This window comes from Jiangella mangrovi (assembly GCF_014204975.1).
Lineage (GTDB): Bacteria > Actinomycetota > Actinomycetes > Jiangellales > Jiangellaceae > Jiangella > Jiangella mangrovi.
In genome coordinates, this window is record NZ_JACHMM010000001.1 from 6,801,817 (window position 1) to 6,825,187 (window position 23,371).

The window sequence follows — 23,371 nt, forward strand, 5'->3', positions numbered from 1 at the left end:
TCTCTCCTGCCCAGGGGTCCCTCGGAATCTTTTCCACGCGCGGGGCGTTGAGAACGTATGTTCGCTGATCGTGCGGGTACGGTCCGGACACCGACTCGACCTCGAGGGGGACCCATGGCAGCTGCACCCAAGGCCACCAGCGCGGCCACGCCGCGGCGCCGTCAGGCGCGTTCCGAGGGCGAGCCCGACCTGGTCGGCCGCTACCTCGCCCACCTCGGTTCCACGCCACTGCTCACGGCGGCCGAAGAGGTCGAGTTGGCCAAGCGCATCGAGACCGGTGTCTACGCCGAGCAGCTGCTGGCCGGTGCCGCCCCCGCCAAGCGCAAGCTGACGCCGTCGTACCGCGCCCAGCTCGAGGTGCTGGTCCGCGACGGCGAGGCCGCCCGCGACCACATGATCCGGGCCAACCTCCGGCTCGTCGTTTCGGTGGCGCGCAAGCTGTCCGGCCGCGGGCTGCCGTTCCTCGACGTCATCCAGGAGGGCAACCTCGGCCTCATCCGCGCCGTCGAGAAGTTCGACTACGCCAAGGGCTTCAAGTTCTCCACCTACGCCACGTGGTGGATCCGCCAGGCCATCCAGCGCGGCCTGGCCGAGCAGACCCGCACCGTCCGGCTGCCCGTGCACGTGTCCGAGACGGTGGCCAAGCTGCACCGCATCGACCGCGACCTGCAGCGGCTGCTGGGCCGCGACCCCACGGTCGAGGAGGTCGCCGAAGAGGCCGGCCTGCCGGTCGAGAAGGTCGTCGAACTGCGCCGGGTCTCCCGCGACCCGCTCAGCCTCGACACCCCCATCGGCGACGACGGCGAGTCCAGCATCGGCGAGCTCATCGAGGACGACGACGCCGTCCAGGCGTCGGACCTGGTCGAGCGGCGGGCGCTCAGCGAGCAGCTGCGCAACGTCCTCGACTCCCTGCCCACGCGCGAGGCCAAGATCATCGGCATGCGCTACGGCCTGGTCGACGGCCACGAGCACACCCTCCAGGACGTCGCCGACGAGGTCGGTGTGTCCCGCGAGCGGGTCCGCCAGCTCGAGAAGCACGCGCTCATGCTGCTGCGCGACCCCCGCCGCAACGAGTCCCTCATGGCCTGGGCCAGCTGAGACCCCGTTCACGAACGCCCCTGGCACCCGCTGCCAGGGGCGTTCGGTGCGTTCTCACGTGCCAGCGGCAGCGGCAGGGGCGGTGCCCGCGTCAGCGGCGAGTGTCAGTGCCCGCCCGTAGGGTGGGCACCCTCCCAACCGGGCGGGGACCGGACTCGGCCCTCACACGCGGACGACGTGATCAGCCCGCGTCGATCGGGCCGCGTCGGCAGCCCGCGTCAGGCGGGCGGCGTGAGCAGCCCGTCGACGTCCTGCACCTCGCCGGTGGCGATAGAGCGCCAGATCGCCTCGCCGGTGGCGACCGCCCGGGCGCCGTCGGCGGCGTCGGCCGGCAGGGCGAGGTCCAGTGACTCCCTGCTCGGGCCGACGAACAGGTCGTGCCGCAGCAGTGGGTCGGCGCCCTCGTGGCCGCCGGCGACGGAGGCGACCTCGATGGTGCGCGCCTCGCCGAACAGCGGCCGGTAACTGATCTCGTCGGACCCGGGCAGAGCCCCGCCGCCGGGCAGCCGGCTGTGCAGGGTCTCGATCTGCCCGTGCGTGCCGTTGATCGCGACCCGGTAGCCCTCCCACGGCGACGAGAAGTCGATCGTGTACGACAGCGCGATGCCGCCCCGGTAGGCGACCAGCGCGCTGTAGGTGTCCTCGACGTCGATCTCGTCGTCGTACAGGTACATGTCCTGGCCGGCCGGGTACTGGTGGCCGTAGGACAGCCCGAACAGGCCCACGCGGTCGGCGTCGGCGCCGTCGGGAAAGGTGTTGCTGCCCAGCTGGGCGCGGTAGTACGGGTCCTGCTCTCGCTGCCGAACGCCGGTCAGCGGCTCGCCGTTCTCGTCGCGCGGGCGGTGCGGGCTGTCCGGGCCGTAGTAGTACCGGCCGCCGAGCGCGAAGACCCGCTCCGGCACGTCGTCGAGCCACCACGACACCAGGTCCAGGTGGTGGGTGCTCTTGTGCACCGTCAGCCCGCCGGACAGGTCGCGGCGCCGGTTCCAGCGCAGGAAGAAGCTGGCGCCGTGCCGGATGTCGACGTGGTAGTCGAGGCTGACGTGCGTCGGCCGGCCGATGGCGCCGTCGAGGATGAGGCGCTTGATGGTGCGGTGGCGCAGCGTGTAGCGCAGGTTGTGGGTGACCCGCACCGTCGCCTTCGACGCCTGTTCCGCGGCCAGGACGGCGGCGGCGTCGGCGGCGGTCGTGACCATCGGCTTCTCGACGATGACGTCGACGTCGCGGCGCAGCGCGGCCAGCACGTAGGCCGCGTGCGTGTGGTCCGGCGACGCCACCACGACGACGTCCGGGCGCACCTCGTCGACCATGCGGTCGAAGTCGTCCGGCGCGTACCAGGCCAGCGGCGCGTGCCCCGGCGGCAGCAGCGACTCGTTGAACGAGGTGACCCGCGCCTCGTCGGGGTCCACCACCGCGACGACGTCGGCGTGCTCGGAGTAGTCCTCGGCGTTCTCGCCGTAGCCGAGCGCGGTGTCCGCGCCGCCCAGCGAGCCGAGGATGGGCCGCACGAAGCTGGCGACCCCGCGGTTGGACAGTCCGGCGATGGCGTAGCGGGTCATGCCCCGAACCCTTGCAAGAAGCTCCTGCAAGTGTCAAGGCATGCTTGCAACCACACAGAGAAATGCCAGTTCACAGTCAGACAAGCGCTTGCGATAATGTGCTGACCGTGACCCCAACGCCGCTGGGCTTCGCCCCCAACCTGGACGGCTATGTCGACGCCGCTCTGGACCTCCAGCGCCACGTCGAGCGTCGCACGCGACGCCGGCTGGCCGAGTGGGAGGAACGGGTCGGCGGGGTCACCGGGGTCGCGTCGGCGGCCGAGGTGCGGCGCGAGGGCGAGCGGGTCCGGTCGGCGGTCCTGCGCGGGCTCGGCGGCCTGCCACCGTCAGATGGCACGGTGCCGCCGGTGCGCTGGTGCGGCGTGGTGGACGACGTGCCCGACGACGCGGGATACCGCATCGAGCGGCTGGTCATCGAGACCGCGCCCGGCGTCCACGCGACGGCCAACCTCTACCGTCCCGCCGGCGACCCGCCGGCCGCCGGACGGCCGGCCGTCGTGTTCGTGTGCGGGCATGCCGACGAGGCGAAGGCGTACCCGGAGTACCAGACGGTGTGCGCCCGGCTGGCCCGCGCCGGGCTGGTGGTGCTCGCGCTGGACCCGTTCGGCCAGGGCGAGCGGTTCGGCTACCTCGACGACGCAGGCCGGCCCATCGTGGCCGGCGGCACGGCCGAGCACACGTACGCCGGTCTGCAGTCGTGGTGGCTGGGGCAGTCGCCGGCCCGCTGGTTCGTGCACGAGGTGCGCCGGGCCGTCGACCTGCTCGAGAGCCTGCCCGGCATCGACGCGACGAGGATCGGCCTGACCGGCAACAGCGGCGGCGGCTGGCTGACGACCCTGGCGACGGCCGTCGAGCCGCGCATCGCCGCGGCCGCGCCGGCCACGTTCGTGACCTCGCGCGGCCGGTACCTCGACGGCGGGCAGCACCAGGACGCCGAGCAGGTCCTGCTCGGCGGCACCGAGCACGGCGTCGACCACGCCGACCTGCTGGTCGCGGCCGCACCCCGGCCGGTCACGGTGCTGGCGGCCGAGTACGACTTCTTCCCGATCGAGGGCACGGCAGAAACCGTGCGGCGGGTCCGGCGCAGCTACGAGCTGCTCGGCGCCGCCGACGCGCTCACGCTGGTCACCGCGCCGACGACGCACCAGTACGCCCCGGCGCTGGCAGCCGCCGCGACCCGGTTCTTCTGCGCGTCCTTCGGCCTGCCGGAGCCGGACGACGAGACGGAGCCCGCGACGCTGCCGCCGTCCACCCTGGCCTGCGGAGCGAGCCGGGGTGCGGCCTTCCTGCACGATCTCATCGCAGCCGACTACGCCGCGGCCCGACCGGCGGGCGACGACGACCTCGAGAGCTGGCTGCGCGACCGGGTGCGGTCCGGGCGGGACGTGCCCGACGACCCGGGCGTCCGCTGGCTGCCCGGTCCGGCCGGCACCTGGCACGGCTTCTGGCGCACCGAGACCGACCTGTGGGGCGCCGGCGTCCTGATCCCCGGCGAGACCAACGCCCGCCCGGGGCTGCGCCTGGTCCTGCTGCACGACGGCACGACCGAGCTCACCATCGACCACCCGGTCGTCAGGCGGGCCGCCCGCGACGACCGCGTCGGCGGGCCGCTGCTGGTGCTCGACGTGCGCGGGCAGGGCGCCCTGCTCCCCCGCGACCGCTCCGGCCGGTCCCCGCTCAGCCACGACAGCACGATGTACAAGCTGCTCGCCGACCTGCTCTGGCTCGACGACAGCCTGGCCGCCGGCCGCGCGTTCGACGTCACGCGCGCCCTCGACGTCGTGCTGGGCGACGCGCGGGTGCGGGCGGAGCATCCGGGCCTCGGCCAGGACCGGCCGGTGCACGTCCACGCCGCCGGGCTCGGCGCGCACCATGCCATGCTGGCCGCGGCCGCCGACCCGCGCATCGCCGACGTGACGGCGTCCGGGCCGGTCGTCGATCTCGACGGCATCATGACCACGCGCCTGCACGACGACGGCCGCGGCGCCTGGCACGGCGTGCTGCCCGGGCTGGCCCGGCTGGCGCCGGGGCGACGGCTGCACGAACTGCTGGGCGACCGGCTCAGGGAGGTTCCGTGACCACCGTCCACCCGGCCCGCGCCGCGCTCGCCGGCGGCACCACCGTCGACTGGCTGTTCACCGGCGACAGCATCGTCGCCGCGGCGAAATGGACCGGCGTGCACCGCGGCTACGCCGACCTGTTCGCCGAGCGGGTCCGCTACGGCCTCGGCCGCCGCGACGACACCGTCCTCAACACGGCGGTCAGCGGCTGGCGGGTGCCACAGCTGCGCGACGCGCTGCAGCGTTCCGTGCTGCGGCACGCGCCGCACGTCGTCGTCATCGGGCTGGGCAGCAACGACGCGAACGAGGGACCGGCCGGGCTGACGGCGTTCCGGCGCGAGTACGCCGCCGTCGTCCGCCAGATCGGCGACACGACCGGAGCGGCCGTCGTGCTGCAGACGCCGCCGACGGTCACGCCGTACCGGCCGCAGTCCGCCGACCTCGACGCCTACGCCGACGCCGTCCGCGAGGTGGCCGCCGAGACCGGCAGCCACCTCGTCGACCACCACGCCGTCTGGCGGGCCGACGGCGACGACGCGCTCGCCCTGCTGGTCGACGGGCTGCACCCAGGCCCTGAAGGCCACCAGAAGCTGGCCCGCGACCTCCTCACCTCCCTCGGCGACCCCCACCCCACCTGGGGCGTCGCCGGGCCGTAAGGCGGCTGACCAGCCAGGCCGGTGGGCGGGGAATGCCGTCAGGGGTAGGCTGCGGGCGTCCGAGCGAGGAACGAGCGAGGCGGGCGGAGACGGCATTCCCCGCCCGCCGACCGGGACCGGATCAGGCCGCGGCGTCGCCCTCCGGCTCATAGGCCACGCGGGAGCGGGTGCCGCGCAGCCGCGGATCCGCTACCGGCACGGCGGACAGCAGCGCCCGCGTGTACCCGTGCCGCGGGTCGGCGAACACCTGCTCGGCCGGCCCGTGCTCGACCATGACGCCGAAGTACATCACCGCGACCTGGTCGCAGATCCGCTCCACGACGGACAGGTCGTGCGAGATGAACAGGTAGGTCAGGCCGAGGTCGCCCTGCAGGTCGGCGAGCAGCTCCAGGATCTGGGTGCGCACCGACACGTCCAGCGCCGACACCGCCTCGTCGGCGACCACCAGCCGCGGCTCGGTGATCAGCGCCCGGGCGATGCCGATGCGCTGGCGCTCGCCGCCGGAGAACGCGTGCGGGTACCGGCCGGCCATCGAGCGCTTCAGCCCGACCCGCTCGAGCATCTCCTCGACCCGGCCGTCGAGCTCCGAGCCGGAGGCCAGCCCGGCGACGCGCAGCGGCTCGCCCACGACCTGGCGGACCGTCATGCGCGGGTTGAGCGAGCCGTACGGGTCCTGGAAGACCATCCGGATCTGCCGGCGGTACGGCAGCAGCTCCTTCTCGCTCAGCGAGGCGAGGTCGGCGACGGACCCGTCGGCTGACGTGTACAGCAGCCTGCCCGCCGTCGGCCGGTAGGCGCGCAGCACGCACCGGCCCAGCGTCGTCTTGCCGCAGCCGGACTCGCCCACCAGGCCGACGGTGCTGCCCTCGGGGATGTCCAGCGTCACCTTGTCGACGGCGTTGACCCGCTCGGTGCGGCGCCGGCCGAACATCGTCCCGGCCGCGCCCTCGAACGTCATCTCCAGGTCCTCGATCCGCAGCAGCGGCCGCGGCGACGGCGCGGCCGGTACCGGCGAGGGCGAGGGGATCGCGACGGCGCTGCGCTGCGGCAACGCGGCCAGCAGCTCCTGCGTGTACTCGTGCCGAGGGTCGTGGAAGATCTGGTCGACCGGGCCGTGCTCGACCACCTTGCCGTGCCGCATGACGACGACGTCGTCGGCGATCTCGGCCACCACGCCGAGGTCGTGGGTGATGAACATCAGCGTCATCCCCAGCGACTCCTTCAGCTCGGCCAGCAGGTCGAGGATCTGCGCCTGGGTGGTGACGTCGAGCGCGGTGGTCGGCTCGTCGGCGATCAGCAGCGAGGGACGGCAGACCAGCGCCATCGCGATCATGGCCCGCTGCCGCATGCCGCCGGAGAGCTGGAACGTGTAGGCGCCGAAGCGCTCCTCCGGCCGCGGGATGCCGACCCTCCGCAGGTCGTCGATCACCCGCTCGCGGGCTGCGGCCGGCGTCAGCCGTTCGTGCAGCTCGAGCAGCTCGCCGATCTGGTCGCCGATGGTGTGCACCGGGCTCAGCGACGACATCGGCTCCTGGAACACCAGGCCGATCTCGCGGCCGCGGATGGACCGGATGCCCGGCCCGGTCGCGTCCAGCGCCGCGAGGTCGACGACGGGGGCGTCGGGCGCCGGGCGGTACAGCACCCGGCCGGCGTCGACGCGTCCCGGGTGGTCGACCACCTGGATCACCGACCGCGCGGTGGCGGACTTGCCCGAGCCGGACTCGCCGACGATGCACGTGGTGGAGCCGCGGCGGATCCGCAGGGAGACGTCGTCGACGGCCTTGACCGCACCCTCGTCGGTGTGGAACGTCGTGCACAGGCCCTGCAGCTCGAGGATCGAGCCCGGGTCCATCGGCCGGTCGCCGCCGACGGTGGCCGCGGCGATCTCGCGAGCGGCGTCCCGCTCCAGGGTTCGACGGCGCCAGCTCACGTCGTCCTCCTTCCGTACGGGTCGGCCGAGTCACGCAACCCGTCGCCGACGAAGTTGAACGCCACCACCGCCACGACCACCGCGAGACCGGGCAGCAGCAGCCACGGCGCCGTCGCCACCACCTGCACGCTCTGCGCGTCCTGCAGCAGCACCCCCCAGGAGACCGCCGGCGCCCGCAGCCCGAGGCCGAGGAACGACAGCGACGTCTCGGCGAGGATCATCGCCGGCACCGCGAGGCTGACCGTCGCGATGATGTGCGAGAGGAACGACGGCAGCATGTGCCGCGAGATGATCCGCCGGGTCCGCACGCCGTCCAGCTTCGCCGCCAGCACGTAGTCCTCGGTGCGGGTCTGCAGCAGCCGGCCGCGGATGACCCGGGCCAGGCTGGTCCAGCCGAGCAGCGACAGGATGATGGTGATCATGAAGTAGGTGCGGGTGGGTCCCCACTGCGGCGGGATCGCGGCGGCGAGGCCGAGCCACAGCGGCAGCGTCGGGATCGACATGATCAGCTCGATGATCCGCTGGATCACCGAGTCGATCCAGCCGCCGAAGTAGCCGGAGATGCCGCCCAGCACCAGCCCGAGCACCAGTGAGATCGCCACCCCGGCCAGGCCGAGCGAGAGCGAGATCTGCGCACCGTAGATGATCTTCGACAGCAGGTCGCCGCCGGTGCGGTCGGCGCCGAGGAGGTAGAACCGCTCCCCCGCCTCGGTCGGCCCGAACAGGTGGATGTTCGTGTCGATGACGCCGAGCAGCGAGTACTCGTCGCCGCGCACGAAGAAGCCGAGGTTGACCACCCGGCTGGTGTCCTCCTCGAACACCCGGGCCAGCGTCTCCGGGTCGGTCGACCCCGTGGTCGGGTGGACGTAGAAGCCCTCGGAGAACGAGAAGCTGGGCAGCTGCGGCGGCTGGTAGGCGTGGTCGGCGCTGGTCGTGTCCTTCGAGAACGGCGCGAAGAACCCGGCGAAGATCGCCACGACGTACATCGCGATCATCACCCACAGGCCGGCCATGGCCAGCCGGTGCCGGCGGAAGCGCCACCAGATGAGCTGGCGCTGCGAGGCGACGGTGACGTCGGCGGTGCTGCGGCCGGTCTCGGTGGCCAGCTCCGCCGGCGTCTCGGCGGGCGCGTCGGCGGACGGGTCGGCCGGGCGCGGACTCTGGTCGGGCAGTTGGTCGGTGCTCATCGGCCTCACGCCTTCCCGAATCGCACGCGCGGGTCGATGGCGGCCAGCAGCAGGTCCGAGATCAGCGTGCCGACGACCGTCAGCACCGCGATGATGAGGATGATGCCGCCGGCGAGGTACATGTCCTGCGACTTCAGCGCCTCCAGCAGCAGCGGCCCGATGGTGCCCAGCGCCAGCACCTGCGCGACGATGATCTCGCCGTCGAACAGCGACGGCAGGTGCCAGCCCGCCGTGGAGACGAACGGGTTCATCGCGATGCGCACCGGGTACTTCGCCACGAGCCTGCTCTCGGACAGGCCCTTCGCCCGCGCCGTCACCACATAGGGCTTGTTCAGCTCGTCGAGCATGTTCGCCCGGGTCACCCGGATGATCCCGGCGGTGCCGGCGAGGCCGATCACCACCACCGGGATCCACAGGTGGCCCAGCAGGTCCACGAACTTCCCTACGCCCCACGGCGCGTTGACGTACTCCGGTGAGAACAGCCCGCCCACGCTCTGGTCGAACAGCGCGAACCCGAGGTACGCCAGCACCAGCGCGGCGAGGAACTGCGGCACCGCCAGCGCCACGAACCCGATGCCGGAGATCGTGTAGTCGCCCCAGGTGTGCTGCTTGATCGCCGAGTAGATGCCGGCCGGAAGCGCGATCGCCCAGGTGAACATCAACGTCGCGATGCCCAGCGCCAGGGTGAGCGGCAGCCGGTCGGCGATCAGCGTCGACACCGGCTGCTGGAACTGGAACGACAACCCGAAGTCGCCGTGCAGCACGATGTTGCCGATCCACTTGAGGTACTGCACCCAGAACGGGTCACCGATGCCGTAGCGCTCCCGCAACGCGTCCATCTGCGCCTGGTCGACGCTCTGCCCGGCCGCCTCGAGCCGGGCCACCTGGGTACTGAGGAAGTCGCCGGGGGGCAACTGGATGATGAAGAACGCGATCATCGAGATCGCGATCAGGGTCGGGATCACATGCAGGACCCGCATCGCTATGAAGCGCCACATCAGGGCGTGAGTCCTTTCCCGTCACTCGGCGAAGTACAGCTGCTCCGGCTTGGAGATGCCCTCACGTCCGTAGTAGAAGGACAGCTTCGGCTCGTCGTCGCGGACGTTGCGCAGCGCGGTCTTCGCGATGACCGGCTGGAACGGCAGTCCGACCAGCCCGATCGCGTAGACGTTCTCGTCGTGCTGCCGCATGATCGCCTGGCCGGCCTCGATCCGCGCGTCGTCGGAGCCGGCGGTGCGCATCGCGTCCCAGTTGTCGATCAGCTGCTGGAACTCCGGGCTCGGCGCCATGCCCTCGGCGCCGGACGACGAGTACCACGCGCCGTAGGCCGGCGCCGTGTGGCTGTTGTTGGCGGTCGGGACGAACCAGACCGGCTCCAGGTCGAAGTCGTCGGACGGGTGGGCGACGCCGTCGAAGTCGAAGTCGTTGGCCATGCGGATCTCGGTGTACAGGGTCTGGTCGGCCGGCCGGGTGACGACCTTGATCCCGATCTCGGCCCAGTTCTTCCGGACCATCTCGAACACGTCCGTGGGCGCCAGCCCGGCGTCGAAGTCGAGATAGATGATGACGAACTCCAGCGGGGCGCCGTCGGCGCGCAGCCGGGTGCCGTCGCCGTCGCGCTCGGTCAGCCCGATCTCGTCCAGCAGCCGGTTCGCCTCGTCGACGTCGTACTCGAGGAACCGCTCGCCGCTGCCGTCGACGTAGTAGTCCGAGGACTCGGTGGCGATCGGGTGCCGGATGACGCCGAGCCCGCCGAGCAGCGTGTCGTTCAGTTCCTCGCGGTCGACGGCGTGCGACAGGGCGGCGCGGAACCGGACGTCGCCGAACAGCTCGCGCAGCACAGGGTCCTTGTGGGAGAGGTTCGGGCAGATCGACATCAGCCCGGCCGACGGCTGCCAGCGCAGCACCTCGAACGCCTTCTGCTCGGCGTTCTGCAGGTACACCTGGGTGGAGTTGTAGCCGAGGTAGAAGCCCTGGAAGTCGAGGTCGCCGTTGGCCGCCCGCAGGTCCAGCGCGTCCTGGTCGAGCACCTGGATCTGCATGGTGTCGATGTAGGGCAGCTGCCGGCCGTCGGGGTCGGTCTTGTAGTAGTACGGGTTGCGCTCCAGCGCCGCGGTGCCGCTCTGCGCGCTGGCCGGGCTGGTGACCTTGAACGCGCCCATGACCGGCCGCTCGACGTTGGTCCACCAGTTGTCCCGGTCGAGGAAGTACTGGTCCCAGGTGTCGAAGCCGGCCGCCGCCGTCGCCGCGTCGACGGCGGCGGGGTCGGCGAGGTCGGCGTGGAACTGCTCGAGGTAGTGCCGGGGCTTGATGAACTGGAAGCTCACGCCCGGGTGGCACAGGAACTTCTCGAACAGCGCGAACGGCTGGGTGAAGCTGATGATGACGGTGAGCTCGTCCGGCGTCTCGATGGTCGGCCGGGCCTGGCCGGCGTCGGAGAACCAGAACGCCGGCGACGGGAACAGCACGTCATGGTTGAGCACGTGGTCGACGGTGAACTTCAGGTCCGCAGAGGTGAACGGCGCGCCGTCGGACCACTTGAGGCCCTCGCGCAGCACGAACGTGTAGGTGCGGTTGTCTGGCGACTTCTCGAAGCTCTCCGCCAGGCTGGGCTGGGAGCCGTCGGCGGCCTTGTTCCACTCGATCAGGCCGGAGGCGGCGAAGGCCTGCAGGGCGCCGTCGTGCACCGGCGTGGTCTGCGCCCGGCGCAGGTTGCCGCCGAACCGGCCGACGCTCTCCCACGGCTCCACCACCATGGGCGACGACGGCAGCCGCTCGGCCAGCGCGGGCAGCTCGCCGGCCTCGACCCGCTCGGTCAGCATGGGCGACTCCAGCAGGTCCGGGTCGCCGCCGGCCGAGCCGAAGGGGTTGGGCGTGTCGTCTCCGCCCGAGCAGGCCGCGGTGCCGAAGACCGCGACGGCGGCCGCGAAGCCCCCACCGGCCTTCAGCAGCATCCTGCGCGAGACCACGATCTGTTCTGCCGACATCGGCATCTCCTCACCTCTCAGGTGCTCGTCCAGCAAGTCCGTCGCCCGCCTGGGCGTTCGCGCAGATCAGCAACGCCGATCCCGGGAGCGTTGGGGAGAACCTACCGACCGCAAGCGGTTGCCGCAATAGCAACAGGTTGCTGTTTCATTGCAAGAGCGAGCCTTCGCGAGCCGCGTCGCCCTCCCCCGGCGCCCAGGCCGGATCGAGCGGCTCCTGCGCCGCGAAGCCCGACGTCACATCGACGAACCGGCGCCGCGCCCCGGACTCCGCAACGGCCGCGGCGACGTCCAGCACATGGGTCGCTACCTGGGCGTTCGCCCGATGTGGCCGTTCTGCCGCGATCGCCTCAGCCAGCTCCGCGACGCCCAGTCCACGGCCCAGCCGGGCCCCTTCGGTGGGCACCTCGCGCCACTCGTCGGTCCCGGCCGGGCAGAGCCGCAGCGGGCCATCGAAGCGGTTGGGGTCCGGCAGCCGCAACGTGGCCTCGGTGCCGCCGATCTCGAGGAAGCCGTGCCGCTTGCGCGGCGAGTCGAAGCTGAAGACGGTGGTCGCGACGGCGCCCGAGGCGAGCTCCAGGACGGCACTCGTGTGCGTGGGCACCTCGACGGCGAACCGGTGCCCGGCCTGCGGCCCGCTGGCCACGACCCGTTCGGCCGCGCCTTCGCGTTCCATCGCGGCCACCCGCCGCACCGGCCCGAGCAGCACCGTCAGTGCCGTCAGGTAGTAGGGCCCCATGTCGAGCAGCGCGCCGGCGCCGGCCGCGAACAGGAACTCCGGGGCCGGATGCCAGCGATCCGGGCCGGGGTCCTGGAAGCAGGCGATCGCCGACACCGGCCGGCCGATCGCGCCGTCGCGAACCAGCCGCAGCGCCGTCTGCACCCCGGCGCCGAGGAACGTGTCCGGAGCGCTGCCGAGCCGGCGCCCGGCCTGCTCCGCGGCGCTGACCAGCAGGTCCGCCTCGGCGCGCGACCGCGCCAGCGGCTTCTCGCCGTAGACGTGGTGTCCGGCGCGCAGCGCGGCGAGGCCCACCTCGGCGTGTGCGGCGGGGACGGTGAGGTTGACGACGATGTCGACGTCCGGCCTGCCGATGACGTCCTCCGGCCCGCCCGCGTGCGGCACCCCCGCCGCGTCCGCCGCGGCGCGCGCCCGCCCGACGTCGAGGTCGCCGCAGGCCACCACGTCGAACCCGGGAATGCGGGGCAGGTTCTCCAGGTAGGTCCGGCTGATCGTGCCGCAGCCGACGACGCCGATCCCGACCCGCGCGCTCACGTCGCCACCGCCGGGTCGAGCCGGGCGAGAGCGACCCGGTTGCGGGCCAGCAGGTCCAGCACCGGACCGGCGCAGCGGTCGATCTCGAGGATCCGGGCGGCGCCGGGTGGAGCGGCGGCCAGCACGTCGGCCACCGGCAGGCTGCCGTGGCCCAGTTCCACCTGGTCGGCGGCGACGTCGCCCGGCCCGTCCTTGACGTGCACGGAGCGGACGCGGTCGCCGAGCCGTTCGAGCAGCGCCGCGACGTCCGCGCCGCCGACGTGCGCCCAGTAGAGGTCCACCTGGAACCCGACCTCCGGCGGCGTCGACGCGGCCAGCACGTCGAGGCCGTGCCGCCCGTCGGGCAGCGTCGCCAGCTCCCAGTAGTGGTTGTGGTAGGCCAGGTCGAGGCCGGCCCGGGCCGCCCGCTGCTGCCACGCGGCCAGCCGGGCGCCGACGCGGCGGATGCCGTCGGCGTCGGCCCAGTCCTCCGGCTCCGAGCGCGGGACGACCAGCGTCCGTGCGCCGAGCGCGGCCACCCGCTCCAGCGTGACGGGGTCCGGCTCGCACGCGTGGACGCTCGGGATCGCGAGGCCGTGCCGGTCGGCGTCGGCGCGCAGGCCCCGCACGTCGCTCAGGTCGTGCGGCTCGACGGCGTCGATGCCGGCGGCGGCCAGCGCGGCGAACGCGCCGGCCCGGTCGCCCACGTCGCGCAGCGAGTACAGCTGCGCGCCGACCAGCGCCGTCATGCCGGCTGCCCGGCGTGGAACCAGGCCCGCAGGCCGGCGTCGAGCGGCGGCACGTCCAGCGCGCCGCCGCCCGTGCGCAGCGACGTCGAGGCCGTCGCCGCCGCGGCGACCGCCGCCCGCGCGTCGACCGGCGAGGTCTGCGTCGCTCCGCCCTCGCGGACGAACCGGAGGAACTCGCGCAGCAGTGCCGGGTCGGCGCCGTGGTGTCCGCCGGGTGCGTCCGGGATCGGGAACGTCTCGTCGCCGTCGGGCGCGAACTCGGTGCGCCGGTTCCACAGCCGCACGACGCCGCCGGGGCCGAGGCCGAAGTTCTCCAGCCGGCCCTCGGTGCCGATGACCGTGTAGTTGCGCCAGTAGTCCGGCGTGTAGTGGCACTCGGAGTACGTGGCGTACACGCCGTTGTCCAGGGCCATCGTCATCATCGAGAGGTCCTCGACGTCGATCACCGGGTTGAGTCCGGTCTGCGCCAGCGGCGGCCAGTTCCGCTCGCGGTCCAGCCATTCGGTGACGACCTGCCCGGTCCGGTCGGCCCGGTCGGCGACCTGGCCGTACACCGTCAGCCCGCCCATCGCGCTGACCCGGGCCGTGTGCCCGCCGGCCAGCCAGTGGATGACGTCGATGTCGTGCGCGCCCTTCTGCAGCAGCAGAGAGTTCACCTTCGACCGCTCGGCGTGCCAGTCCTTGAAGAACCGGTCGCCGCCGTCGCCGACGAAGTAGCGGCACCAGATGGCCTTCACCTCGCCGATCCGGCCCGACGTGATCAGCTCGCGCAGCAGCCCGATGACCGGCATGTGCCGCATGTTGTGGCCGACGTACAGGCGGCTGCCGGTGCGCCGCGCGGTGGCGAGGATCCGGTCGGCCTGCTCGACGGTGATCGCCAGCGGCTTGTCGACGAACACCGCGATCCCGGCCTCGAGCAGCGCGCAGGCGTGCTCGGCGTGCAGATGGTCCGGCGAGGTGACGAACGCGGCGTCGACGCCGACGGCGATGAGCTCGTCGACGGTGGCGGTGGCCGCGACGGCCGGGCCGAACCGCTCGGCGGCGCGGTCGCGGGCCCGTGGCAGCGGGTCGCAGGCGGCGACGACCTGCGCCGACGGGTCCAGGTCGGCGGCGGTCTTCGCGATGATCCCGCGGTTGCCGTTGCCGACGACGCCGAGCCGCAGTGGAGCGTTCTGGGCCAGGTCCGGGCGGTGCGGAGAAGTTGACGGAACAGCCATGCCAGGGACGCTACGGGACGCAAACGGTTGCCGCAAGGAAGCATCGTCGATCATGGCGACATGCAGTGTGAACGCGTCACAAACTCGCCCAGATGCGCTACGCTCGGCGTGTTTGCAGCACGATGCACCCGGGGACCATGCAGGAGGAGACACCGATGAGCGTCACGCTCGCCGACATCGCGCGGGCCACCGGCCTGTCCGCCTCCACGGTCTCGCGCGCGCTGTCCGACCCCGACAAGGTCAACCCGCGCACCCGCGACCGCGTGCGCAAGATCGCCCAGGACATGGGCTACGTGCCGAACCAGGTGGCGCGCTCGCTCACGTCGGGCCGCAACGACCTCATCGGGCTGATCGTGCCCGACATCGCCAACCCGTTCTTCCCGCCGATCATCAAGGCCGTGCAGGCACGTGCCAGCGCCAAGGGCAAGACCGTCCTGATCGCCGACGTCGACGAGCATGCGTCCGACGAGATCCAGCGCGCCCGCGTCATGCGCAAGCGGGTCGACGGCCTGGTCGTCGTGTCGCCGCGCACCCCCGACGACCGCCTCGACCAGCTCGCCGAACTGCGGCCCATCGTGTTCGTGAACCGCGAGGTCAAGGGCGCAGCCAGCGTGATCATCGAGGACTCCGAGGGCATGCGCGAGGCGGTCGAGCACCTCACCGCGCTCGGCCACCGCCGGGTCGGCTACCTCAACGGCCCGCGCCGCTCGTGGTCGAACACCCAGCGGCAGAACGCGGTCCGCGAGGCGTGCGCCGCCCACGGCGTCGACCTCGTCGAGTTCGGCCCGTTCGAGCCGCAGATCCAGGCCGGCGTGCGCGCCGCCGACCTCGTCCACGCCTCCGACGTCACCGCCGTCATCGCCTACGACGACATGATCGCGCTGGGCCTCATGGCGCGGCTGAACGAGCGCGGCGTGCGGGTCGGCCCGGACATCAGCGTCATCGGCATCGACGACAGCCCGATGTCCGGCATGGCCTACCCGACGCTCACCTCGATCCACGTGCCGGGCTCCGAGGCCGGTGCCCGCGCCGTCGACATCGTCCTCGACCTCGCCGACACCGCGGGCGAGGCCGAACCCGCCGTCGTCCAGCTGGAGACCCGGCTGATCGTGCGCAGCTCGACCAGCCCGGTCCGCGACCGCTGACGGCTCAGCCCAGCGCGGCGACCGTCCCCCACCCACCCCGAGTTGATCATGGAGAAGGTCGGCTCCCAGGGCGGCCGAGAGCCGACCTTTCCCATGATCAACTCGGTTGGAGGGCGGCGGCCGTGGCCCGGGCGCCGTGGCGGGCGAGATCGTCGAGGCGGGCGGTGAGGTCGGCCACCCAGGCGTCGTCGGCGGCCAGCTCGGCTGGGACGACCGCGGCCGTGCGCAGCAGCCGGGCGACGTCTGACGCGGGGACGGCGCGCAGGGTGTCGCGCGCCGGGTCGCTCACCGTCAGCGGGCGGCCGTCGTCGTCCACGCCGGCGACGACGAAGCGGAGCCAGGCGGCCACCACCAGGGTCGCCGCGGCGGACGTGCGACCGGCGGCGCTGGTGGCGAGCAGGGTCGGCACGACCCGGACCGGCAGCTTCTGCGAGCCGTCGGAGGCGACCTGGTCGCAGCGGTGCCCGAGCGCGGGGTTGGCGAACCGCTCGAGGACGGACGCCGCGTAGGCGGGCAGGTCCCAGCCCGGCGGCGCGTCGATGGTCGCCAGCACGTCGCGGTGCAGCGCCTCGACGGCCGTACGGATCGCCGGGTCGGCGACGGCGGCAGCGATGGTCTCGTGGCCGGCCAGCGCACCCAGGTAGGCGATCATCGAGTGCGCGGCGTTGAGCACCCGGAGCTTGGCGGTCTCGTGCGGGCCGACGTCGGTGACCAGCTCCGCCCCGGCGAGCTCCCACGCTGGGCGGTCGCCGGCGAAGTCGTCCTCGATCACCCACTGCGTGAACGGCTCGGCGGCGACCACGGCATCGTCGGCGGCGCCGACCAGCCGCAGGGCGTCGGCCCGGTCGGCCGGCGTGGTGGCGGGCACGATCCGGTCCACCATCGCGGACGGGAACCGCACCGACGCAGCGATCCACCCGGCGAGGTCGCGCGCCAGCGGCGCCGGCAGCCGGGCGGCGAACTCCCCCACCAGCGCGCTCAGCCGGCGCCCGTTGCCGATCAGGTTGTCGCAGGACAGCACCGTGACGGGGCCGGCGTCGGCGGCCGCGCGTCCGGCCAGCCCGGCGACCAGCAGCCCGAGTCCGGTCCGCGGCCGCTCCCCCGCCGCGACCGCCGCGACGTCGGCCCGCACGGTGTCGTCGTCGAGCAGCCTGCCGGTGACCGGGTCGCCGAGGTAGCCCTTCTCGGTGATGGTCAGCGTGACGACGGCGATCCGCGGGTCGGCGAACTTGGCCGCCACGTCTGCCCAGTGCGACGGCGCGTGCCACGCCTCGCTGACCGCGCCGACGACCTGCGCCGTCACCCGCTCGCCGGAGCGGGTCAGCACCGTGTAAAGCCCGTCCTGCCGGCGCAGCGCCTCGACGACGCCGGTCGAGCGCGGCGCCACCTCGACGATGCCCCAGCGCGGATCGCCGGTCGCGGCCATGGCGAGGTCGGTGTAGACGGCCTGGTGCGCCCGGTGGAACGCGCCGACGCCGAGGTGGAGGACGCCCGGCCGGGGCGCGGGGCCGCGCGCCGCGCGGGACAGCCGGTCCGCCACCGTCACATCACCGCGCCGAGCTGCCACGGGGCGAACTCCTCGTCGCCGAAGCCGAGCGCCTCGCTGGCGGTCTGCCGGCCGGACGCGGTGGCGACGACGGCGTCGAGGATGCGCCGGCCCATCTCGTCCAGGCCCAGCTCGCCGTCGGCGACGACGCCGCAGTTGAGGTCCATGTCCTCAGTCATCCGCTGGTAGACGGCGGTGTTGGTGGCCAGCTTGAGGCTGGGCACCGGCTTGCAGCCGTACACCGAGCCGCGGCCGGTGGTGAAGCAGACGACGTTCGCGCCGCCGGCCACCATGCCGGTGACGGACACCGGGTCGTAGCCGGGGGTGTCCATGAACACCAGGCCGCGGCTGTCGATGCGCTCGGCGAACCGGCGCACCGCCCGCAGCGGCGTCGAGCCGGACTTCGCCACCGCGCCGAGCGACTTCTCGAGGATCGTGGTGATGCCGCCCTCCTTGTTGCCGGGCGACGGGTTGTTGTCGAGGCTGCCGCCGTGCTTCGCGGTGTACTCGCGCCACCAGGCGATGCGCTCCAGCAGCGCGTCGGCGACCTCGCGCGACTCGGCGCGGGCGGCCAGCAGGTGCTCGGCGCCGTAGATCTCCGGGGTCTCGCACAGCACCGCGGTGCCGCCGTGGGCGATCAGCAGGTCGGCGGCGACGCCGAGCGCCGGGTTGGCGGTGATGCCGGAGTAGCCGTCGGAGCCGCCGCACTTCAGCCCCAGCACCAGCTCGGACACCGGCACCGGCTGTCGCTGGACGTCCAGCTTCTCGAGCACTTCGCCCACGGCCCGGATGCCGGCCCGGACGGCGGTCGCGGTGCCGCCGGCCTCCTGGATGGTCATGCCGACGACCGGGGTCTGCTCCGGGAGGTCCAGCTCGGCGATCTGGTTGACCTCGCAGCCCAGGCCGAGCACGATCAGCGCGCCGAAGTTGGGGTGGTCGGCGTACCCGGACAACGTCCGCTTGAGCAGGTCCAGGCCCTCGCCGTCGGACGCCAGCCCGCAGCCGCTGCCGTGCGTGATCGCGACGATGCCGTCGACGCTCGGGTGCGCGGCGAGCATCCCGGACATGCGCACCTGGTCGGCGATCAGCTTGGCCACGGTGGCCGAGCAGTTCACCGAGGAGATGATGCCCACGTAGTTGCGGGTGGCGACCCGGCCGTCGGCGCGGACGATGCCGTCGAACGTCGCAGCGGGCAGCGGCTCGGGGGCGACGCCGGCGCCGATCGCGACCTCCTGGTCGACGGTGTCGTGATAGCCGAGGTTGTGCAGGTGCACGTGGTCGCCGGGCTCGATGGGCGCGGTCGCGTGCCCGATGACCTGGCCGTACTTGAGCACCGGGTCGCCGGCGCCGACGGCGGCCAGCGCGACCTTGTGGCCGGCCGGGACCGGCTGCCGGCTGACGAGCCCGGTACCGGGCACCGGCGCGCCGGCCGCGAGCGGGTCGAGCGTCACCGCCACGGAGTCGTCGGCGCGCAGCCGCACCAGCCGGGTGGGTTCGGATCTCACAGGGGTCCTCCAGAGGGTGGTGCCGGCAGCCACCGGCCGCGCAGCACGGTGGCCCAGGCCCGGAAGCCGGGGTCGAAGATCGCCAGGTCGGCGTCCATGCCGGCGGCGACCGAGCCGCGGCGGCCGGTCAGTCCGGCGACGGCGGCGGGCCGGCTGGTCGCCGCGGCCACCACCTCGGCGAGCGGCCAGCCGAGATCGTCGTGCAGGTGGGACAGCATCTGCGGCAGCGTGCTGGTGCTGCCGCCGAACGCGTCGGCGCCGGCCACCATGCCGACGCCGTCGGCGACCACGCACTCGACGGTGGCCAGCCGGTAGCGGTGGCCGGGCGGCATGCCGGTGCCCGGGGTGCCGTCGGAGACCACGACGAGCCGGTCGCCAACGCAGCGCCGGGCGATCTCCAGCAGCTCCGGCGGGAGGTGCCGGCCGTCGGCGATCACCTCCGCTGTCAGGTCCGGCGCGGCCAGCGCGCCCTCGAGCAGGCCGGGGATGCGCCAGGGCCCCTCGCGACGGGTGGTGGACTGGCCGCTCCACAGGTGGGTGACGTGGCGCAGCCCGGCATCGACCGCCGGACCGAGCTGGGCCGCCGTCGCATCGCTGTGCCCGGCCGCGACGACGACGCCCGCGGCGGCCAGCCGGCGCGTGGCCTCGACGGCGCCCGGCAGCTCCGGCGCGAGCGTGATCATCCGCAGCGTCGCCGCATGCTCCAGCAGCACGTCCACCTCGCGGGGCGACGGCGGCAGCAGGACGGCGGGGTCGTGCGCCCCGCACTGGGCGGCCGCGAGGAATGGCCCCTCGAGGTGGACGCCGAGCAGCCGGGCCGCGTCGGCGGTGGTTCCGGCGACGAGGCCGGACAGCGACGCGATGCGCGCCGTCAGCACGTCCACCGGCGCCGACACCAGGCTCAGCTGGATGCTGGTGACCCCGGCGGCGGCGAGGTGCCGGAGCACCGCCGTCACCGCGTCGCCGTCCGCGTCGTCGAAGGCATGGCCGGCCGCGCCGTGCACGTGCAGGTCGATCAGGCCCGGCGTGACGATGCGCCCGCCCACGTCGACGACGCGGGCGCCGTCCAGGGCCTCATCGGAGGCCGCCGGGACGACCGCGGCGATCCGGTCGCCGTCGACCAGCACCGTCCGGTCCGGCTCGACCCGGCCGCCGCTGACCACCGTCGCGTGGGTCAGCGCCAGCATCGCTGCCACCTTTCTGCAACCGCTTGGATCGGGCTCAGCCGACCGGGACCTCCAGCTGACCGGCCGACTCGGGGTCGAGGAACAGTGTCGCGTGCCCGGCCCGGCGCAGGACGGTGGCGGGGCAGGCCGGGCTGATCTCGTCGTTCAGCGCGGCCGCGACCGCCGCCGCCTTGCGCCGGTCCGGCGTGCACACCAGCACCTGGGCGGCCGACAGCAGCGCCGGGACGGTCAGCGAGATGGCGGTGGCCGGCACGGCGGCGTCGTCCGGGAAGTGTCCCTCGCCCACCTGCTGCGCCCGCGACGCCGGCGTCAGCGTGATGACCCGGGCCAGGCGCTGGTCGTCGAAGTCGGCCTCGTGCGGCTCGTTGAACGCGATGTGGCCGTTCTCGCCGATGCCCATGCAGACCAGGTCGAGCGGCTCGGCCCGCAGCAGGTCCTCGTAGCGGCGGCACTCGGCCTCGGCGTCGGGGGCGTCGCCCTCGATGTAGTGCACCTTCGCCGGCCCGAGCGGCTCCTCGATGCGCTCGCGGATCCAGCGCCGGAAGCTGGCCGGGTGGCCGGCGTCGATGCCGACGTACTCGTCCAGGTGGAACGCGGTCACGCGGTCCCACGGGACGTCCTGCGAGCGCAGCGCCTGCACGAACGCGAACTGCGAGTTGCCGGTGGCGAAGACGGCGCGCGCCCGGCCGGTCCGGGCGACGGCGTCGCGGAGGACGGCGGCCGCACGCTCCGCTGCCGCCTGGCCCATCTCGGCGGTGCCGGAGTGCACCTGGACCGTGAGCTCGCCGGCCTGGAACTGGGTGATCGGTTCGGACACAGAGACCCTCCTGTGGGCATCGCTGGACGACGTCGCCGCAACCCTACTGCAAGTATTGACACAAATGCACAACCGCTTGCAGTCTTGTCCGCACCCCACTCCGCCCCAGGTCTTGGAGGATCGATGAGCTCCCTTCCGGATGCCCGCCCCGACCGCACGGAGAACCACACCCTCACCCGCCGGGCCTTCACCGTGGCCGGCGCTCTCACCGCCGCCGGCGCCCTGACCGGCGTCGGCACGTTCGTCGCCGGCTCGCCCGCCTACGCCGCCGTCCGCCGCGGCACCGCCGACGCCCTGGTCCCCGCGTTCCCCGGCGCACTGGGCTGCGGCATGTACACGACGGGCGGGCGCGGCGGCGACGTCTACGAGGTGACCAACCTGAACGACTCCGGCCCGGGGTCGCTGCGCGAGGGCGTGAAGGGCAGCAACCGCACCGTCGTCTTCCGCGTCTCCGGCACCATCTACCTCAGCTCGCGCCTGGACATCAGCGGCTCGAACCTCACCGTCGCCGGTCAGACGGCGCCCGGCGACGGCATCTGCATCGCCGGCTACCCCACGCGCATCGCTGGGCAGAACGTCGTCGTGCGATATCTGCGCTGCCGCATGGGCGACATCGCCGGCGTCACCGAGGACGCGATGTGGTTCCGCCGCACCGCCGACGTCGTGCTGGACCACTGCTCGCTGACCTGGAGCACCGACGAGGCGCTGTCGCCGTACGAGAACACCCGGGTGTCGGTGCAGTGGTGCATCGTCGGCGAGAGCCTGACGATGTCGGTGAACCCCGAAGGGCGGCACGGCTACGGCGGCATCTGGGGCGGCGAGAACGTGTCGTTCCACCACAACCTGATCATCCACAACTCCAGCCGCAATCCGCGGTTCGCGCCGGTCAACGCGACCGGGCCGGACTACGCGCTGACCGTCGACCACCAGAACAACGTCGTCTACAACTGGGGCTTCAACTCCGCCTACGGCGGCGAGGACTCCGCCGGCATCAACATGATCGGCAACTACTACCGGCCCGGCCCGGACACGCTGGCGGAGCTGCGCGACCGCATCGTCGAGCCGACGGTCAGCACGCTCGGCGGGCCGGGCGTCTGGTACGTCGCGGACAACTACGTCGACGGGTCGCCCGAGGTCACCGCGGACAACACCCTCGGCATCGACGGCGACGTGCCGATCACTCTGCGGACCGAGCCGGTGCCGTTCCCGCAGCCGCTGCCCACGGAGGCGGCCACCGTCGCGTTCGAGCGGGTGCTGAACGAGGCCGGGGCGATCCTGCCGCGCCGCGACTCCGTCGACGCCCGGCTGGTCGAGGACGTGCGACGGCGCACCGGCCGGCTGATCAACTCGCAGACCGAGGTGGGCGGCTGGCCGTCGCTGGCGTCGGCCCCGGCGCCGGCCGACACCGACCACGACGGCATCCCGGACGACTGGGAGGTCGCCAACGGGCTGAACCCGGACGACCCGGCCGACGGTGCCGCGGTGGGCACCGACGGCTACACGAACCTCGAGCGGTATCTGAACTCCATCAGCGGCCCGGCCACGGCGAACCCGTCGGTCACGCTGCTGCAGCCGGGCACGAACGCGCTGCTGGGGGCGGCGCGGGCGGACGCCCGGGTGGTGCTGACCGCGAGTGCCACCGGCCACGGCGCCTCGATCGACCGGGTCGAGTTCTACGCCGGGGACGAGCTGATCGGCACCGCGACGCAGGCGCCGTACCGGGTGGAGTGGACCGGCGTGGCGGACGGCACGTACTTCGTCACCGCCCGCGCCGTCGACACGTCCGGCAACGCCACCTCCACGACGTCGACCCCGGTGCACGTCAACCGGATCACCCGCACCGCGCCATGGGCCGGCGTCGACGTCGGCCGGGTGCCGGTGCGTGGCGCGACCTCGGTGGCCGGCGACGTGGTGACGGTGAAGGGGTCGGGCGCGATCGGCGGGACGGCGGACAGCTTCCGGTTCGCCTTCCAGCGCCGCGACGGCGACTGCGAGATCGTCGCCCGGGTCGACGCGATCAGCAAGGTGTACCCGGAGGTCGCCGCGGCGGTGATGATCCGCTCCGACCTCGCGCCGTCGGCCCCGTTCGCGACGATGGAGCTCACCTACCTGGGCAGCGGCAAGGTGTCGCGGTTCTCGGCCCGGCCGGTCGACGGCGCCGAGGCGGTCGTGACCCAGTACCCGGCCGTCCCGGAGGAGGTGCCGATCGACACCCCCTACTGGGTCCGCCTCACCCGCCGCGGCACGACCGTCGCCGGCGCCGTCTCCGCCGACGGCGTGACGTGGCACGAGGTCGGCGCCGCGGAGGTGGCGCTCCCGCCGTCGGCCTTCCTCGGCCTCGCCGTCGACGGCCACCAGGAGAGCACCGCCAACGCCCGCTACACGACGGCGAAGTTCAGCGCGATCACCCTGCGCTGAGCGCAATCCTTTTTCCACCCGCGCCCGTACTGATCGCCTGACAGGGTGGGACCGTCTCGCG

General features: G+C 73.2%; 17 protein-coding genes. 5 read left to right on the forward strand and 12 right to left on the reverse strand.

Going from position 1 to position 23,371, the window contains the following annotated elements; genetic code table 11:
• Nucleotides 1-114 precede the first annotated feature (114 nt).
• The gene (locus HD601_RS31405) at nucleotides 115-1,098 is read left to right on the forward strand and encodes a sigma-70 family RNA polymerase sigma factor (protein ID WP_184828736.1); all 984 of its coding nucleotides are present in this window, start codon (nucleotides 115-117) and stop codon (nucleotides 1,096-1,098) included.
• A gap of 218 nt (nucleotides 1,099-1,316) precedes the next feature.
• On the opposite strand, the gene HD601_RS31410 is transcribed toward HD601_RS31405, so the two are convergent.
• Nucleotides 1,317-2,657: a Gfo/Idh/MocA family protein gene (locus HD601_RS31410; protein ID WP_184828738.1), complete on the reverse strand. Its 1,341-nt coding sequence runs from the start codon at nucleotides 2,655-2,657 to the stop codon at nucleotides 1,317-1,319.
• 107 nt (nucleotides 2,658-2,764) lie between these two features.
• Here HD601_RS31410 and HD601_RS31415 point away from each other — a divergent pair, with 107 nt between their 5' ends.
• Together HD601_RS31415 and HD601_RS31420 are read left to right on the forward strand one after the other, a co-directional pair.
• Entirely contained in the window at nucleotides 2,765-4,735 is a 1,971-nt protein-coding gene (locus tag HD601_RS31415; RefSeq protein ID WP_184828740.1) for an acetylxylan esterase, read from the forward strand.
• Entirely contained in the window at nucleotides 4,732-5,373 is a 642-nt protein-coding gene (locus HD601_RS31420; protein ID WP_184828742.1) for a GDSL-type esterase/lipase family protein, read from the forward strand. Before HD601_RS31415 ends, HD601_RS31420 begins: the two co-directional genes overlap by 4 nt.
• Nucleotides 5,374-5,494: 121 nt before the next feature.
• On the opposite strand, the gene HD601_RS31425 is transcribed toward HD601_RS31420, so the two are convergent.
• The 7 genes from HD601_RS31425 to HD601_RS31455 all read right to left on the reverse strand — a co-directional run bounded on the left by HD601_RS31425 (nucleotide 5,495) and on the right by HD601_RS31455 (nucleotide 14,692).
• The gene (locus HD601_RS31425; RefSeq protein ID WP_184830305.1) at nucleotides 5,495-7,225 is read right to left on the reverse strand and encodes an ABC transporter ATP-binding protein; all 1,731 of its coding nucleotides are present in this window, start codon (nucleotides 7,223-7,225) and stop codon (nucleotides 5,495-5,497) included.
• Nucleotides 7,226-7,299: 74 nt separating this feature from the next.
• Entirely contained in the window at nucleotides 7,300-8,490 is a 1,191-nt protein-coding gene (locus HD601_RS31430; RefSeq protein ID WP_184828743.1) for an ABC transporter permease, read from the reverse strand.
• Nucleotides 8,491-8,495: 5 nt separating this feature from the next.
• Nucleotides 8,496-9,488: an ABC transporter permease gene (locus HD601_RS31435; protein ID WP_184828746.1), complete on the reverse strand. Its 993-nt coding sequence runs from the start codon at nucleotides 9,486-9,488 to the stop codon at nucleotides 8,496-8,498.
• 21 nt (nucleotides 9,489-9,509) lie between these two features.
• Nucleotides 9,510-11,477 (reverse strand): ABC transporter substrate-binding protein, encoded by a 1,968-nt coding sequence (locus HD601_RS31440; protein ID WP_184828748.1) that lies wholly within the window; start codon nucleotides 11,475-11,477, stop codon nucleotides 9,510-9,512.
• A 145-nt stretch (nucleotides 11,478-11,622) separates the two neighbouring features.
• Complete coding sequence (locus tag HD601_RS31445; protein WP_184828750.1) at nucleotides 11,623-12,747, reverse strand: Gfo/Idh/MocA family protein; 1,125 nt, start codon at nucleotides 12,745-12,747, stop codon at nucleotides 11,623-11,625.
• Nucleotides 12,744-13,475 carry a sugar phosphate isomerase/epimerase family protein gene (locus HD601_RS31450; RefSeq protein WP_184828752.1) on the reverse strand — a complete coding sequence of 244 codons (732 nt, stop codon included), beginning with the start codon at nucleotides 13,473-13,475 and terminating at the stop codon, nucleotides 12,744-12,746. The genes HD601_RS31445 and HD601_RS31450 overlap by 4 nt, the downstream gene beginning before the upstream one ends.
• Nucleotides 13,472-14,692 (reverse strand): Gfo/Idh/MocA family protein, encoded by a 1,221-nt coding sequence (locus HD601_RS31455; protein ID WP_184828754.1) that lies wholly within the window; start codon nucleotides 14,690-14,692, stop codon nucleotides 13,472-13,474. Before HD601_RS31455 ends, HD601_RS31450 begins: the two co-directional genes overlap by 4 nt.
• 155 nt (nucleotides 14,693-14,847) lie before the next feature.
• On the opposite strand from HD601_RS31455, the gene HD601_RS31460 reads away from it, so the two are divergent.
• The gene (locus tag HD601_RS31460; RefSeq protein WP_184828756.1) at nucleotides 14,848-15,837 is read left to right on the forward strand and encodes a LacI family DNA-binding transcriptional regulator; all 990 of its coding nucleotides are present in this window, start codon (nucleotides 14,848-14,850) and stop codon (nucleotides 15,835-15,837) included.
• 97 nt (nucleotides 15,838-15,934) lie between these two features.
• Here HD601_RS31460 and HD601_RS31465 read toward each other — a convergent pair whose 3' ends face one another.
• From HD601_RS31465 to HD601_RS31480, 4 genes are read right to left on the reverse strand one after another with little or no spacing between them, the layout of a single operon-like run.
• Nucleotides 15,935-17,404, reverse strand: a complete 1,470-nt coding sequence (locus HD601_RS31465) for a mannitol dehydrogenase family protein (protein WP_184828758.1) — start codon at nucleotides 17,402-17,404, stop codon at nucleotides 15,935-15,937.
• Nucleotides 17,380-18,888 carry a UxaA family hydrolase gene (locus HD601_RS31470; RefSeq protein ID WP_184828760.1) on the reverse strand — a complete coding sequence of 503 codons (1,509 nt, stop codon included), beginning with the start codon at nucleotides 18,886-18,888 and terminating at the stop codon, nucleotides 17,380-17,382. Before HD601_RS31470 ends, HD601_RS31465 begins: the two co-directional genes overlap by 25 nt.
• Nucleotides 18,885-20,075 carry an N-acetylglucosamine-6-phosphate deacetylase gene (locus tag HD601_RS31475; protein ID WP_184828762.1) on the reverse strand — a complete coding sequence of 397 codons (1,191 nt, stop codon included), beginning with the start codon at nucleotides 20,073-20,075 and terminating at the stop codon, nucleotides 18,885-18,887. Before HD601_RS31475 ends, HD601_RS31470 begins: the two co-directional genes overlap by 4 nt.
• Before the next feature lie 34 nt (nucleotides 20,076-20,109).
• Nucleotides 20,110-20,892, reverse strand: coding sequence for a 6-phosphogluconolactonase (locus tag HD601_RS31480; protein ID WP_184828764.1), 783 nt, complete (start codon nucleotides 20,890-20,892; stop codon nucleotides 20,110-20,112).
• A gap of 123 nt (nucleotides 20,893-21,015) precedes the next feature.
• Between HD601_RS31480 and HD601_RS31485 the strand changes: the two genes are divergently transcribed.
• Nucleotides 21,016-23,310 carry an Ig-like domain-containing protein gene (locus tag HD601_RS31485; protein WP_184828766.1) on the forward strand — a complete coding sequence of 765 codons (2,295 nt, stop codon included), beginning with the start codon at nucleotides 21,016-21,018 and terminating at the stop codon, nucleotides 23,308-23,310.
• Nucleotides 23,311-23,371 lie beyond the last annotated feature (61 nt).

Excerpts from the sequence above, each read along its gene's own strand:
- HD601_RS31405 (WP_184828736.1), top strand. The coding sequence starts at position 115 with ATGGCAGCTGCACCCAAGGCCACCAGCGCGGCCACGCCGCGGCGCCGT.
- HD601_RS31410 (WP_184828738.1), bottom strand. The coding sequence starts at position 2,657 with ATGACCCGCTACGCCATCGCCGGACTGTCCAACCGCGGGGTCGCCAGC.
- HD601_RS31425 (WP_184830305.1), bottom strand. The coding sequence starts at position 7,225 with ATGGACCCGGGCTCGATCCTCGAGCTGCAGGGCCTGTGCACGACGTTC.
- HD601_RS31430 (WP_184828743.1), bottom strand. The coding sequence starts at position 8,490 with ATGAGCACCGACCAACTGCCCGACCAGAGTCCGCGCCCGGCCGACCCG.
- HD601_RS31435 (WP_184828746.1), bottom strand. The coding sequence starts at position 9,488 with ATGTGGCGCTTCATAGCGATGCGGGTCCTGCATGTGATCCCGACCCTG.
- HD601_RS31440 (WP_184828748.1), bottom strand. The coding sequence starts at position 11,477 with ATGTCGGCAGAACAGATCGTGGTCTCGCGCAGGATGCTGCTGAAGGCC.
- HD601_RS31450 (WP_184828752.1), bottom strand. The coding sequence starts at position 13,475 with ATGACGGCGCTGGTCGGCGCGCAGCTGTACTCGCTGCGCGACGTGGGC.
- HD601_RS31455 (WP_184828754.1), bottom strand. The coding sequence starts at position 14,692 with ATGGCTGTTCCGTCAACTTCTCCGCACCGCCCGGACCTGGCCCAGAAC.
- HD601_RS31460 (WP_184828756.1), top strand. The coding sequence starts at position 14,848 with ATGAGCGTCACGCTCGCCGACATCGCGCGGGCCACCGGCCTGTCCGCC.
- HD601_RS31475 (WP_184828762.1), bottom strand. The coding sequence starts at position 20,075 with ATGCTGGCGCTGACCCACGCGACGGTGGTCAGCGGCGGCCGGGTCGAG.
- HD601_RS31485 (WP_184828766.1), top strand. The coding sequence starts at position 21,016 with ATGAGCTCCCTTCCGGATGCCCGCCCCGACCGCACGGAGAACCACACC.